The 13,219-nt window shown below is 72.1% G+C and carries 11 protein-coding genes; 4 read left to right on the top strand and 7 right to left on the bottom strand.

Going from position 1 to position 13,219, the window contains the following annotated elements; translation table 11 throughout:
* The first annotated feature begins 305 nt into the window (after positions 1-305).
* Entirely contained in the window at positions 306-536 is a 231-nt protein-coding gene (locus LR393_RS23815) for a hypothetical protein (protein ID WP_231486430.1), read from the top strand.
* Between the two features lie 48 nt (positions 537-584).
* On the opposite strand, the gene LR393_RS23820 is transcribed toward LR393_RS23815, so the two are convergent.
* Both LR393_RS23820 and LR393_RS23825 read right to left on the bottom strand, forming a co-directional pair.
* Complete coding sequence (locus LR393_RS23820; RefSeq protein WP_231486432.1) at positions 585-1,436, bottom strand: inositol monophosphatase family protein; 852 nt, start codon at positions 1,434-1,436, stop codon at positions 585-587.
* Positions 1,433-2,575, bottom strand: coding sequence for a ferrochelatase (locus LR393_RS23825; RefSeq protein ID WP_231486434.1), 1,143 nt, complete (start codon positions 2,573-2,575; stop codon positions 1,433-1,435). The genes LR393_RS23820 and LR393_RS23825 overlap by 4 nt, the downstream gene beginning before the upstream one ends.
* Positions 2,576-2,884: 309 nt before the next feature.
* Here LR393_RS23825 and sepH point away from each other — a divergent pair, with 309 nt between their 5' ends.
* Entirely contained in the window at positions 2,885-4,219 is a 1,335-nt protein-coding gene (sepH, locus tag LR393_RS23830; RefSeq protein ID WP_231486442.1) for a septation protein SepH, read from the top strand.
* Between the two features lie 101 nt (positions 4,220-4,320).
* On the opposite strand, the gene LR393_RS23835 is transcribed toward sepH, so the two are convergent.
* The 3 genes from LR393_RS23835 to LR393_RS23845 all read right to left on the bottom strand — a co-directional run bounded on the left by LR393_RS23835 (position 4,321) and on the right by LR393_RS23845 (position 8,787).
* A complete protein-coding gene (locus tag LR393_RS23835; protein ID WP_231486443.1) occupies positions 4,321-5,421 on the bottom strand; it encodes an alkaline phosphatase family protein in 1,101 nt (366 codons plus the stop codon).
* Between the two features lie 3 nt (positions 5,422-5,424).
* Positions 5,425-6,036 (bottom strand): DUF5998 family protein, encoded by a 612-nt coding sequence (locus LR393_RS23840; RefSeq protein ID WP_231486452.1) that lies wholly within the window; start codon positions 6,034-6,036, stop codon positions 5,425-5,427.
* 111 nt (positions 6,037-6,147) lie between these two features.
* Positions 6,148-8,787, bottom strand: a complete 2,640-nt coding sequence (locus LR393_RS23845) for a bifunctional acetate--CoA ligase family protein/GNAT family N-acetyltransferase (protein ID WP_231486454.1) — start codon at positions 8,785-8,787, stop codon at positions 6,148-6,150.
* A gap of 186 nt (positions 8,788-8,973) precedes the next feature.
* Here LR393_RS23845 and LR393_RS23850 point away from each other — a divergent pair, with 186 nt between their 5' ends.
* Together LR393_RS23850 and LR393_RS23855 are read left to right on the top strand one after the other, a co-directional pair.
* Positions 8,974-9,600, top strand: a complete 627-nt coding sequence (locus LR393_RS23850; RefSeq protein WP_231486462.1) for a nitroreductase family protein — start codon at positions 8,974-8,976, stop codon at positions 9,598-9,600.
* A gap of 653 nt (positions 9,601-10,253) precedes the next feature.
* Entirely contained in the window at positions 10,254-12,143 is a 1,890-nt protein-coding gene (locus LR393_RS23855) for an ABC transporter ATP-binding protein (RefSeq protein WP_231486464.1), read from the top strand.
* Here the strand turns inward: LR393_RS23855 and LR393_RS23860 are convergent.
* Positions 12,133-12,612: a DUF456 domain-containing protein gene (locus LR393_RS23860; RefSeq protein WP_231486466.1), complete on the bottom strand. Its 480-nt coding sequence runs from the start codon at positions 12,610-12,612 to the stop codon at positions 12,133-12,135. The genes LR393_RS23855 and LR393_RS23860 overlap by 11 nt on opposite strands.
* A 58-nt stretch (positions 12,613-12,670) precedes the next feature.
* Entirely contained in the window at positions 12,671-12,898 is a 228-nt protein-coding gene (locus LR393_RS23865; RefSeq protein WP_231486468.1) for a DUF7455 domain-containing protein, read from the bottom strand.
* Positions 12,899-13,219 lie beyond the last annotated feature (321 nt).

A 13,219-nucleotide genomic window follows, 5' to 3' on the forward strand; every position in this document is an offset into this window, starting at 1 on the left:
CGCCACGAATTCCCGTCACTGTGCGGATGAGCGCTCACTGTCCGTCGTCAGACAGGGCCCCTAACGGGTGGTCGTCACGAAATGTTCCCGCACCGGTCGGCTCCCCGGGCCCTGGGACCCGTTACGACCACGGAGGGTAGAACGTAGAGTGGCAGGCGGTGCAGTGCGCCTCACAGATGACTCCGGCCTGTTCGCAGTACGTCGTCATCTGTGGGAAACACCATGCACCAGCGCCGGGTGGAGATGGCCCCCGTCGCTGAAGGGCTCGCCGGACACTGTTCGGGGGCGAGTGAGGGAGATAGCTCATGAGCGAGTTCGTCGCGCAGATCCGGGGCCGTGCGGAAGAGGCGCTGACCTGGCTGCAGCAGGCGCAGGCCAGCGGGGACGAGTACCTCGTCAACGTCTCGCTCGACCAGATCGAGTCGATCGCCCGCGTCGCGGCCGACCACCAGATCCCGCTGGAAGGGCTGGCCGAGTCACTGAGTGCCTACGGCCTGCCGGTCCCCCAGGGCCGCGCCAACGGGGCGACGGCCTGAGGGACCGGGCCGGAACCATGGTTCAGCGGTGTGGGCGCCCGTAAGGGGTCACACCGGGTCGGAGTCGGCGTCCAGCTGCCCAAGGACGTCGCAGAGCCCCTCCAGGAGGGGTGACGCCGCTCCGACGACCATCGCCCCGCCCGCCGGGGCACCCCGCAGGCCGCTCAGCACCCCACCGGCCTCGGTGAGCACCAGCACCGCGGCGGCGATGTCCCAGACGTTCACCCCGCGCTCGTAGTAGGCGTCGACCGTTCCGGTCGCCACGCCGCACAGGTCGAGCGACGCACTGCCGATCCGGCGGATGTCCCGGATTCGCGGCAGCACCCCCGTCAGCACCCGGGCCTGGCCCGCCCGACGGGTCGCGGCGTAGCCGAACCCGGTGGCCACCAGGGCCTGATCGAGCTCCGGCGGGGTGCCCAGCTTCAGCTCCCGCACCCCCGACCCGTCACCGGGAGCCAGCGCCGCTCCCAGCCCCCGGCCGGCCGTCCAGGTGTCCCCGGTGGCCGGGTTGTGCACGCAGGCCGCGACCGGCGTCCAGGCACCGTCGACCGTCGGGTCACCCTCGACCACGGCCACGCTGACCGCGTACGCGTCGATGCCGTACCGATAGTTCACGGTGCCGTCGATCGGGTCGAGCACCCAGGTCAGGCCGGAGTCGCCGGGGGCGTAGCCGTTCTCCTCGCCGAGCAGGCCGTCGTCCGGCCGCTGCGCCGCCAGCTGCTCGCGCAGCAGCCTCTCCACGGCCCGGTCCATCGCCGTGACGATGTCGGTCGCCGTGGACTTCGTCGACTCCACCGCGCGGGCGTCCGGGTCGTCGGCCAGGCCGGCCCGGATCAGGTCGCCCCCGGCCCGGGCGACCCGCTCGGCCAGGGCGCGCAGGGCCGCGGCGTCGTGGCTCATCGGGACACCGGCGCCGGGGAACCGCTCTGAACCGGCTTGTCGATGGGCAGCACCCAGTCCACCCCGCAGGCCGCGGGCTTGTCCGGGTTCCGCAAATTGGCGCAGCAACCGGCCGGGCAGACGTCGTGCCAGGGACCCGGACCGGCCTTCGAGGGCCGGTCGGGGTTCTCCCCGCGTTCGGCGGCGGCGCGCTCGACCACCAGGGCGGCCAGCGTCTGCGCGAACGCCGCGGCCCGGCCCGAGGTGGCGGCCCGCACGAACGGCAGGTCGAGGTCGTGGGCGATCTCGAGCGCCTCGGTGTCCAGGTCGAAGACGACCTCCATGTGGTCGCTCACGAACCCGATCGGCACGCACACCACGCCCGGGGCGCCGGCCTGCTTCAGCGCGGCCAGGTGGTCACCGATGTCCGGCTCCAGCCAGGGCTGCGACGGCGGGCCGGAGCGCGAGCAGTAGACCAGGTCCCACTCGGGCACGGTGTCGAGGCCGAGCCGGGAGACCACGGCCTCGCAGGCCTGGCGGTGGGTCGTCGTGTAGGCGTTGCCGTCGGGACCCGAGGCGTCGTCCATGGCATCCGGGATCGAGTGCGTCACGAAGGCGATGCGCGAACCGGCCGGCAGCGACCCCAGACCCTCGCGGATCGAGTCGGCGATCGGCTGCAGGAACCCGTCCTGGTCGAAGTAGTGGCGGATCTTGTCAACCCGCATCGAACGGCCCTCGTGGGCCAGCGTGACCAGGGCCTCGGCCAGGTCCTCGCGGTACTGGCGGCAGCCCGAGTAGCTGGGGTAGGCGCTGGTGACCACGGCCAGCACGCGCCGGGCCCCGGCCTCGTGCGCCTCACGCAGCACGTCGGTGGTGAACGGCGCCCAGTTGCGGTTGCCCCAGTAGACCGGGGTGGTCTCCAGGTCGACACCGGCGGCGGCGAGCTGCTCGCGCAGGTTCGCCAGCAGCAGGCGGTTCTCGTCATTGATCGGGCTGCGGCCGCCGAAGTGCTGGTAGTGCTCGGACACCTCCAGCAATCGCTCCCGCGGGATGCCCCGCCCCCGGGTCACGTTCTCCAGGAACGGCATGACCTCGTCCGGGGCCTCGGGGCCCCCGAACGAGAGCAGGAGGACTGCGTCGTACGGCTTCAAGGAGCTCACGGGTTAGATCCTGCCAAGCCGGGGACCGAACCGCGCGCCCGGGTGGCGTGTCGGGGCTCGTGTCGGGGCGCGTGTCCCGGCGTGCCGCATCATCGGCGGTGCCCACCCGCGTCCATAATCGGGTTCGCCTCCCCATCAACCGCACAACGTGATTTCATCGGCACCCAGGTCACGATGGACACTGGGTGCTCAGCCGTGGAATCGGCCGCCGGGCGAAATCGGCGCCGACTCGCCCATGCACGTGCTTCGCCGACGAGGTACGAAGTGGCACAGTCTTCACGCAGGCCGCGGTTGCCGGAGGGAGTGGACATGGAAGATCTTTCGCTCGTCGGCGTCCATGATGACGGTGAACACCTACTGGTGGCGGGCCCCAACGGCCAGCGGTTCCGGTTGCGGGTGGACGATGCGTTGCGGGCGGCGATCCGTCGCGACCGCGCCCGTCTGAGCCAGATCCAGATCGAGTCGGAGGGGCGGCTGCGCCCCCGCGAGATCCAGGCGCGGATCCGGGCGGGAGAAACGGCCGAGGAGGTCGCGGAGACCGCCGGCCTTTCGATCGACCATGTGCGGAAGTACGAGGGCCCGGTCCTCGCCGAGCGCGGCTATGTGGCCGAGCAGGCCCGCCGGGTGCGGGTGCGCCGTGGTGGTGGCGCCGAGTCGCTGTCGCTGGACGACACCGTCGCCGAGCGGCTGTCCGCCCGCGAGGTGGACTCCGACTCCGTCACCTGGGACGCCTGGCGCGGAGACGACGGGCTCTGGGTGCTGGTACTCGAGTTCATCGCCGGCTCCACGCTGCGTCAGGCCCGCTGGCTGTACAACGCCGGGCTGCGCAACGTCTCGGCGCACAACGACGAGGCCCGCTGGCTGACCGAGGACGAGCCGCAGCCCGACCGCGGCACCGGAACGGCCCCCACCGCCACCTCCCCCAACGGCATGCGCCGCCTCAGCCCGGTGCGCGGCTTCGACCCCTACGACCAGGAACGGGCCGACTCCCCGGTGGCCCGGGCCCCGTACGAGGAGCCCGCCGCCGTCAACCTGCTCGACACCCTGCGCGAGCGCCGTGGCCGCCGCAGCCGCGTGATCAGCGATGACGACGGCCACACCGGGCACGCCGACCCGGTGCGCGAGGCGATCGACTCCCTGCTCAGCCGCTCCGACACGATGGGTGAGCCGCCGGCCGCCCACCCGGCCCGCTCCCGGCCGCAAGACGCCCGTGACGGCGAGGTCCTGGTGCTGCCCGACGCCGAGTCGCTGTACGACCTCGACGACCTGAGCGACCCGGACGATGATGATGATGACGACGACACCGAACCCCCGGTGACCCGCACGGCCCAGCAGCGCAGCGACCGCAGCGACCGGGATCGTCTCGACCGCGACCGCAGTGAGCGGGAACGCTCCGAACGGGAGCGCGAGCGGGCCGAGCGCGAGCGCCGGGAACGCGCCGAACGGGAGCGGGCCGAGCAGGACCGCCTTGAGCGGGAGGCTTCCGCCGCCGACACACCGGAGAAGGCCGAGGTGGACGTGGACGCGGTGGCCCCCGAAGAGGCGCCGGTCCCGGCCGGCCGCCGCACCGGTGGCAACCGCAAGCAGCGCCGCGCGAGCGTGCCGTCCTGGGACGACATCGTCTTCGGGCAACGGCGCGACTGAGTTCCCGTCAACCACTGATGAAGGACGCCCACCACGACAGTCGTGGTGGGCGTCCTTCATCGTGTGGTCGGCGGCAACCGCGAACGTTCGCGGCCACCGCTCTAGCTCTGGTGCACCAGCATCGGGATCTCGGTCTCGACGCTGGTGCGGGAGCCGTGCAGCCCGAGCAGCCGCAGCACCTGGGGCCGGGCCGTGCGGGAGTCCACCACCGCGACCGGCCCGGTCGCGGCCGTCACCACGTCGCCGATGCGGGGCAGCACGTGCGGTGAGACCGGCCCGAACCAGTTCTCGGCCACGGCCTGCTCCCTGGTGACCACGACCATGTCGCCGCCGACCCGGGCGTGCCAGGCCGCGGCCACGTCGTCAGCCGCGCCGTTCTCGCAGTAGAGCTGCAGCGAGCGCGGTTCCCCGCCCAGGTGCCGCACCCCGGTGAGCATCTCGGGCTCGTTCGCGAGGTCGAGGCGGTTCTCGAAGGGGACGTCGACCATGCCGTGGTCGGCGGTGACCACCATCAGGCAGTTGCCCGGCAGGCCGGCCGCGAGCTGCTGGGCGCAGGCGTCGATGCGCTCCAGTTCACCGGTCCAGTTCCAGGAGCGGCAGCCCTGCTCGTGGCCGATCTTGTCGAGGTCGCCCCAGTAGACGTAGATGAGCGCGCCCTGGGACCTCCGGGCAGCGGCGATCGCGACGTCGACCCGTTCCTCGAGCGACCGGGCGGCGATGAACTGGCCCCCGCGCTGCACCGCCTCGGTGAGGCCGGAGCCGTCGAAGAAGGCCGGGCCGATCCGGAACACATCCCGGCCGGTGGCCACGACCTGCTCGAACACGGTGGGCGCGGGTTGCCAGCGGCGCGGGTCGACCTCCGGGTCCCACATCAGCTCGTTGAACACGCGGTCACGGTCCGGGTCGAGCACCTCCAGGCCGACCAGGCCGTGGGCACCGGGCAGGAGCCCGGTGCCGAGCATGCCCAGGCTGGTGGCCGTGGTGCTGGGGAAGCCGGAGGTGAGGGTGCGGGAGTGCGTGTGCTCACGGAGGCGGCGCAGGAACGGCGCGTGCCCGGAGCTGGCCGCGAGCAGCTGGTCACCCAGGCCGTCGACGAGCAGCACCACGACGGTGCGGGCCTTCGGCAGCAGCCTCCCGCCCTTCTTCGCGGACAGCGAGAGGGCCGCGGACGGCAGGACGTCCGCGAGGGTGGGGAGAGCCAAGGGTCAGACCCGGGCCGTCGCCGCGGACAGGGCCCGGGCGAAGGCCTTGGCCGCCTGCACGGCCGGTTCACCCTCGGCCTCGGCGGACAGCCGCACGGTGATGTCGTCGGCGGCCAGGGTGCCGGTGTAGCCGTGGTCGGCCTCGCAGTCCGGATCGGCGCAGGAGGCGGGCTCCAGGTCGACGCGGGTCAGGGAGCCCCAGCCGATGGTCAGGCTCAGCTCGCGCGGCACCACTCCCTTGCGGTGGTGCTCGGGGGCCGTGACGGCGTGCGAGAGCACCACCGACGTGACCTTGCTGAGCGGTACCGCCTCGGTCGAGGCCGAGGCGTAGGGCTCCGGGCTGAGGGCGTCCGGATCATGGTCGTCGGCGTGCGCGACCACCAGCCGGGTCGGGGTCAGTGACAGCACGGTGACGTGCCGGCGCACCTCCACCCTGTCGAAGGTGGTCTCCTGCTGCACCAGGTACGACACCACCTCCTCACCGGCGATGGCGACGTCCAGCGCGTCGAGCACGAGCGAGGGGTAGAAACCCGCCCGCTCCACCTCGGCGACCAGTTCGTCGGGCAGGCCGCTCTTCTCGCTCACGGTGGCGTCCGTCCCGGGTCCTTCACGCATTGCCCCATCTTGTCACTCCGGGAAGAGGTCGGCGCAGGCCCACGCCCGGCGGAGGCGTTCCTCGTCCACCATTCGGCTTTTCCGGCCGGGCCGGTCGAGGCTCCGTCGGGCTCAGGTGGAGAGCTCGCGCCGGACCGTGTCGGACCGTTCGGCCGGCCGGGACACCCGGATCACGGCGTCGAGCACCGCGAGCCCGCTCCCGGCGACGACCACCGGGTTGAGCTCAAGCTCCGCCACCTCGGGCAGCTCGTCGGCCAGGCAGGCGAGGCGGCCGAGCACGTCCTCCAGGGCGGGCACGTCGACCGGCGCGGCTCCCTGGTGGCCGAAGAGCTTGGGCGCGGCGCGCACCGAGCGCACCAGGTCGGAGATGTCCACCGTGGTCAGCGGCGGGATGCGGTGGGCGACGTCACCGAGCAGGCCGCTCGCGTCACCGCCCAGCCCGAACGAGACCACCGGGCCGAACAGCGGGTCCTCCACCGTGCGCAGCACACAGGCCACGCCGGGCTCGGCCATGCTCTGCACCACCAGCCCACCCGTGCCGAGCGTCGCCCGCATCTGGGCGAAGTCGGCCACCAGCTCGTCCTCGTCCTCGATGTTCAGCCGCACTCCCCCGAGATCGACGCGATGACGCAGGTGGGGTGCGGTGGTCTTGAGCACCACCGGATATCCGATCCGGTTGGCGGCCGCGGCGGCCTCCGGCGCGGTGGTGACCGGGGTCCGCGGCCAGAGGTCGATGCCGAAGGCCTTCAGGAGTACCGCCGAGGCATCGGGATCGAGGGTGGCGCTGTCTTCCCAGGGGGACGCGGCCAGTGCCCGCGCCACCACGGCCCGGGCGGCGTCCAGGTCGAGGTCGTCCGGGTCGAACCGCTCCCCCGGGTCACGGCGGCGCCAGCGGGCGTACCACTCGGCCTTCGCCAGGGCCCGCACGGCCTCTTCGGGCGTCGGGTACGACGGGATCAGGCGCGGGTTGGACAGGGCCCGGTTCACCCCGTGCACGCCGAGGAAGCACGCGGCCACCGTGATGTCCGGGGCCTGGGCGGACACCTCGGACAGAGCCCGGGCCACCTCCCCGGCCTCGGTGGCGATGGGCGGGATGAACGCGGCCACCACCGACTGCACGCCCTCGGCGGCGAACGCCTCGGTGAGGGCGGCGCGGAACTGGGCCGGGTCGGCCTGCGGGTGCAGGGCGACGGGCTTGTGGACGACGACCAGGCCGGCCGCCACGCACCCGTCCGCGATCAGGGTACTGAGGGCGTCGCTGTTGCCGACGATGGCCACGTTGGGCCCGGCGGGCAGCGGCTGGTTCATCACCAGCTGCGCCACGTCGAGCATCTCGGCCACGGTCTGCACCCGGATGCAGCCCGACTGCCGCAGCATGGCGTCGAACGCCTCCCGCGGCGCGGTGCTCGCCCGCACCGAATGACCCGGCGGCACACCGAAACTCGACAGGCCGGACTTCAGCACGATGACCGGCTTGGACCGGGCCAGGCGGCGGGCGATGCGGGAGAACTTGCGCGGGTTGCCGAAGCTCTCCAGGTACAGGCCCACGGCGTCGGTGCCCGCGTCCTCCTCCCAGTACTGCATGCAGTCGTTGCCGGAGACGTCGGCGCGGTTGCCCGCGGACAGGAACGTGGACACCCCCAGACCTCGCCGCTCGACCGCGTCGAGCACCGCCACGGCCAGCCCGCCGGACTGGGAGAACAGGCCCAGACGGCCCTCTTCCGGCAGGACGGGGATGAGCGAGACGTTCAGCCGCACGGCCTGGCCGGCGTTGATCAGGCCCCACGAGTTCGGCCCGACCACGCGCATGCCGTGCGAGCGCGCCAGCCGCACCAGTTCGCGCTGGCGGGCCAGGCCCTCGTCGCCGGTCTCGGCGAAACCGCTGGAGACGACCACGATTCCGCGGACCCCGTGCTCGGCGCACTCGCGCACCACCTCGAGCACCCCCTCGGCCGGGATGGCGACCAGGGCCAGGTCGACCGGGCCCTGGATGTCGCGCAGGCTCTTCACGGTGGCCAGTCCGAGCAGTTCGCCGGCCTCCTGGTGCACCACGTGCAGGGTGCCGGTGAAGCCGCCCGCGATGATGTCTTCCAGCAGCCGGTGCCCGACGGTCGCCGTGCGGCGGCTCGCCCCGATCAGCACCACCGACGAGGGGTTGAGCAGCCGCTCCATGCTGCGCGACTCGGCGCGGTGCTCCCGGGCCTCCATCACCGCCCGCGACCTCTCGGTCGGGTCGATGGTGAACCGCACCTCGATCACCCCGTCGTCGAACCGTGAGGTCAGCTCGTACCCGGCCTCCTGGAACACGGTGATCATCTTGCGGTTGCGCGGCAGCACGTCGGCGACGAACCGGCGGATGCCGTTCTCCCGGGCCGCCGCGGCCAGGTGCTCCAGCAGCACCGAGCTGACACCCCGGCCCTGGTGCGCGTCGCTGATGTTGAACGCGACCTCGGCGGCGTCGGAGCCGGAGTCGAGCCGGTCGTAGCGGCCCACCCCCACGATGTCGTCACCGAGCATCGCGATCAGGGCCACCCGGTCGGCGTGGTCGACGTTGGTGAAGTGATGCAGGTCGCGCGGGGACAGCCGGGGCATCGGCGCGAAGAACCGCAGGTAGATCGATTCCGGTGACTGGTGCACATGGAACCGCTGCAGCGCGTCGGCGTCATCGGCCGTGATCGGGCGCAGGTGCGCCGTCGCGCCGTCCCGCAGGACGACGTCCGCTTCCCAGTGCAGGGGGTAGTCCCGGGCCATCGTCCCAGGCTACGCAGGAAAGGGGCGGGCCGGGCAGGGCCCTGGTCCCCCCACCTTTCCTTTGTTCGTGATCATGCAAAACCTCCCCGACGTTCTAGAACTCTCCGGGCCATAGTTCTAGAACTCCGGGGAGGTTTTGCATGATCACGACCGGATTTGTGGTCGCCCGCACGGCAGGATCGGGGCATGGAATTCGAGGACGTCGTCCGCGGACGACGGATGGTGCGCACCTACGACCCCGATCGCCCCGTGGGCCGGGAGGTGCTGGGCCGGATCCTGGATCTCGCGGTCCGGGCCCCCAGTGCCGGGTTCAGCCAGGGGTGGGACTTCGTGGTGCTGAGCACTCCGGAGCAGGTGGAGCGGTTCTGGGACGCCACCGCGCCCGGGGAGGGCGAGGCGGACCGCTGGCTGCGCGGCATGCGCACGGCCCCGGCGCTGATCCTGTGCCTGTCCGACCGTGACGCCTACCTGGACCGCTACGCCGAGCCGGACAAGGGCTGGACCGACCGCGACGAGGCGCGCTGGCCGGTGCCGTACTGGGACGTGGACACCGGCATGGCCTCGATGATCATCCTGCTGGCCGCGGTGGACGCCGGGCTGGCGGGCTGCTTCTTCGGGGTGCCGCCGGAGCGTCGTGAGGCGGTGCTGGAGACCTTCACGATCCCGGCCGGCCGGCGCATCGTGGGGGTGATCAGCCTGGGCCATCCCCCGGCCCCGGGCACCGACCGCCGGTCCCCGTCGCTGCGCCGGGGCCGCCGTGGTGTCGAAGAGGTCTCACATGAAGGAACTTTCGGGAATCCGTTCCGCCCCTGAGCAGTTCCCTGTCAATCCTGTCAGAGGTGACTACCAGGATTCCCGCCCGGTCCTGCCAGGAAGCACCGGCAGAGTTCTTCTCACGACAGCGAAACAGTCGCTGGCACAGCGAAGAAGGAGTTCCACCATGGCGAGGATCCTGAAGGCCCGCAAGCGTCGCCCGGTCGAGAAGGTGCAGGAGCAGCCCCAGCGTCGGCCGGAGGACCGGGACAGCGGCCCCGCCCCCGACCAGCGCGGCTGACCCGACCCGACCACACCGTAAACCCCACTCAAGGAGCAACAGTCATGGCGAAGATCCTCAAGGCCCGCAAGCGCCGTCCCGTCGAGAAGCCGCAGCCGAAGAAGCGCCAGGACGAGCAGCAGCCGCAGCCGGAGCAGGGCCCCGCACCGCGGGACTGAACCGTTCGCTGACGCCGATCTCACCCTCGGCAGGCCGGGGCCGGTGGACACCTCAGGTGTCCACCGGCCCCGCCGGATTTTGCCGCCCGACCCGGAGAGCCGGTCAAAGACCGCTCCCAGCAAGCAATCGGCCACCGGTCAGGCAGCACCGGGAGGATCACCGGCGAGAGTGCCGCTGTCCCGAAACCCGAAGGAGCTCATCATGGTCAAGGCCCCGCCAGCGCGTCACCGGCGTGCAGTGACCTGATCCGCCCATGACCACCACAGATTTCGACGACGACGGGACCGGGGACGACTCGGCCCGGCTGAGCTGGCCCGCGGTGCTGCGCCGGTTCTGGCCCCTGACCCGCGGCCGGCGCCTGGCCGTCGGGGCCGCGCTGATCTTCTACACCGCGGCCGTGACCGGCGACGCGATCGGCGTGGGGCTACTGGCCACCCTGATCGACGGCGCGGTCGAGAACGGCAGCCTGGAAGAGTTCTGGCACCCGGCCGCGCTCTGGGCCGCCATCACCCTGGGTGCCGCCCTGCTCACCTACCTCGGTTCGGTGCTCACCGCGTCCGCCGCCGAGCGGTTCAGCCGGCGCCTGCGCGCCCGCACCCACGACCACCTGCTCACCGTGGCCCCCGAGGAACTCGACCGCCGGCGCCTGGGCGACGTGCTCTCCCGGGTGGTCGACGACACCGAGGAGGTGGAGCACCTGGTGGTCACCGGCCTGCTCGACGCCGCCTGCTCGATCCTGGCGGTGATCGTGTTCGGGGTGGCGGCGTTCCGCCAGAGCTGGCTGCTGGCCCTGGTGGTCGTCGCCGCGGCGCCCGTGCTCTGGCTGCTCAACCGCTGGCTGACCGGGCGCACCCACCAGGTCTCGATGCGCACCCGGGTCGCCCTCGGCGAGCTGACCTCGGCCCTGGAGCAGAGCCTGACCAACTCGGCCCTGGTGCAGGCCTACAACGGGCAGCGCAGCGAGCACAGCCGGCTGGCCACCGTCTCGGGCCGGCTGATGCGCGCCCGGCTGCGCCAGACCCGGCTGGCCGCGGTGCAGGGCCCGCTCACCGAACTCGTCGAGATGGGTGGGCTTCTCGCCGTCATCGGAATCGGTGTCTACGACATCGCCCGCGGCGAGCTGACCACCGGCGGGCTGCTGGCCTTCACCGCGTACCTGACCTACCTGTACCCGCCGATCACCGCGGTCGGCCGGCTCGGCCTGACCGCTGCCTCGTCCGGCACCAGCGCGGCGCGGCTGACGGAACTGCTGGACCTGAAGCCCGCGGTGACCCCGGCCCGGGCCGACGGCGCCCTGCTGCTGCCCGCCCCGGCCCACCGGCCGGCCTCGACCGGGCCGCTGCAGTCGGGCCTGCTGATCGAGGATGTCACCGTGCACTCCCCCGGCCGGGCCGACCGGCTGCACGACGTGCGCCTGTGGATCCCGCCGGGAGCCCTGGTGATGGTGACCGGGCCGAGCGGTGCCGGGAAGTCGACCCTGGTCGAGCTGCTCGTGCGGTTCCGCGACCCGGACCGCGGGCGGGTGCTGCTGGACGGGCGCGATCTGCGGGACTATCCGCTCAGTGAACTGCGCAACCAGGTGACCCTGCTGCCCCAGGAACCCTTCATGTTCGACGAGAGCGTGCGGGAGAACATCACGTACGGCGTCGCCGACGATCCCGGCACCGGGGCGATCACCCGGGCCGCGCGGGACAGCGGCGCGGCCGAGTTCCTCGATCGGCTGCCCGACGGCCTGGCCACCCAGGTCGGCCAGCGGGGCCGGGCCCTGTCCGGCGGGCAGCGGCAGCGGATCGCCCTGGCCCGGGCCCTGCTGCGGGAGGGACCGGTCCTGGTGCTCGACGAGCCGACCACCGGTCTCGACCCGGAGGCCGCCGGCCATCTGATCGGTACCCTGCGGCTGCTGACGGCCCGGGGCCGCACCGTGCTGCTCGTCACGCACGACCTGGAGCTGACCCGGCACGCCGATCAGGTGATCGAGCTGAGAGCCGGCCAGGTGCACCGCACGGTCGTGGCGCCCGAGGCCGCGACCCGGCCGATCGATCAGGGGCGGCCGGGACCACACCGCAGCCGGGCCGAGCGCATCCGATCCGAACGCGCGCGTTCCCCCCGGACCGCGGTGGCCCGGGCGGGACTCAGAGAATGACGATCCCGGCGATCCAGACCGCGGTGGCGAGGAGGCCGGCAGCCAGTTCGATGAGCATGGACAGGCCGACGGCCTTCACCGCCTGGACGGTGGAGGGCCACGCGGACGCATGGTTGCCCAGCCGCAGGATCTCGGCCAGGTAGATGCCCAGGACGAAGCCGATGGGCAACCCGATCACCGGGATGATGAAGAATCCGAACACACCGAGTAACGCCCCGGCCGCCATGGTGATCCACGGCACACCGTCTTCCCGGAGCCGCCGGCCGGGCAGGATGTACTTCACCACCGTGCCCAGAACCAGCACGGCGGCGGCCAGGCCGAACACGGCCCAGCCGCCGGCGGAGCTCTCGGCGTAGGCCCAGAGCAGCACGCCGACGGCCACGAGGACCAGTCCGGGCAGCACCGGCACGATCACGCCGGCGAGCCCGCACACGACGAACACCGCGGCCAGGACGGTCGCGGTGTTCATCGGTAGCCCATCAGATCGGTCTAGGAGTGGTGATTAGGGAGTTGGGGTGGCCCCTGGCTCAGCGCTCGCCCTCGGGAGCGGTGGCAGGGGTGGGCGAGAGATTCTTCGTCTCGTCCTGGATCAGGGCCTCGGCGGCCGCCAGCGCATCCTTGTGCGCGTGCCCGTGGTGAGCACAGAAGAGGAGCTCGCCCCCGGCGGGCAGCGTGACCCGCATGTAGGCCCGGGCTCCGCAGCGGTCACAGCGGTCGGCCGCGGTCAGCGTTTCTTGAGCAATGGCAGCACCCACAGGTGACCTCCTTGAACATCCCGTCCGGGACCCTGACGGGAATGGACATCGGTGACACTGAGAGAACAGTCAAGCAGGCTTTACCCTTCCCTGGCACGGTCAGATCGGTCCGTTCGCTGTCCGCGTAGTCACAGCGGGACCACTGGACGCATCCCGACGGTCACCCAGTGCTACCGAGAGCGACGGGTCCGGAGTGACGGGAGAGACCCCGGGTCCGGCGCGTTGGTAACCGCGGCTTGCGGGCATCCGGGTAATCTGCCCGGAAGCGGGCCGAAACCACGCTGTCCGGTGCGGTCCGGGGACCTGTCGCGCCCCGGGTAT

The sequence above is a fragment of the Kineosporia mesophila genome (assembly GCF_021129235.1).
GTDB lineage: Bacteria > Actinomycetota > Actinomycetes > Actinomycetales > Kineosporiaceae > Kineosporia > Kineosporia mesophila.

Bases quoted from the DNA above. Each gene is read 5' to 3' on its own strand.
- LR393_RS23815 (WP_231486430.1), top strand. From the start codon at position 306: ATGAGCGAGTTCGTCGCGCAGATCCGGGGCCGTGCGGAAGAGGCGCTG.
- LR393_RS23820 (WP_231486432.1), bottom strand. From the start codon at position 1,436: ATGAGCCACGACGCCGCGGCCCTGCGCGCCCTGGCCGAGCGGGTCGCC.
- sepH (WP_231486442.1), top strand. From the start codon at position 2,885: ATGGAAGATCTTTCGCTCGTCGGCGTCCATGATGACGGTGAACACCTA.
- LR393_RS23840 (WP_231486452.1), bottom strand. From the start codon at position 6,036: ATGCGTGAAGGACCCGGGACGGACGCCACCGTGAGCGAGAAGAGCGGC.
- LR393_RS23845 (WP_231486454.1), bottom strand. From the start codon at position 8,787: ATGGCCCGGGACTACCCCCTGCACTGGGAAGCGGACGTCGTCCTGCGG.
- LR393_RS23850 (WP_231486462.1), top strand. From the start codon at position 8,974: ATGGAATTCGAGGACGTCGTCCGCGGACGACGGATGGTGCGCACCTAC.
- LR393_RS23855 (WP_231486464.1), top strand. From the start codon at position 10,254: ATGACCACCACAGATTTCGACGACGACGGGACCGGGGACGACTCGGCC.
- LR393_RS23860 (WP_231486466.1), bottom strand. From the start codon at position 12,612: ATGAACACCGCGACCGTCCTGGCCGCGGTGTTCGTCGTGTGCGGGCTC.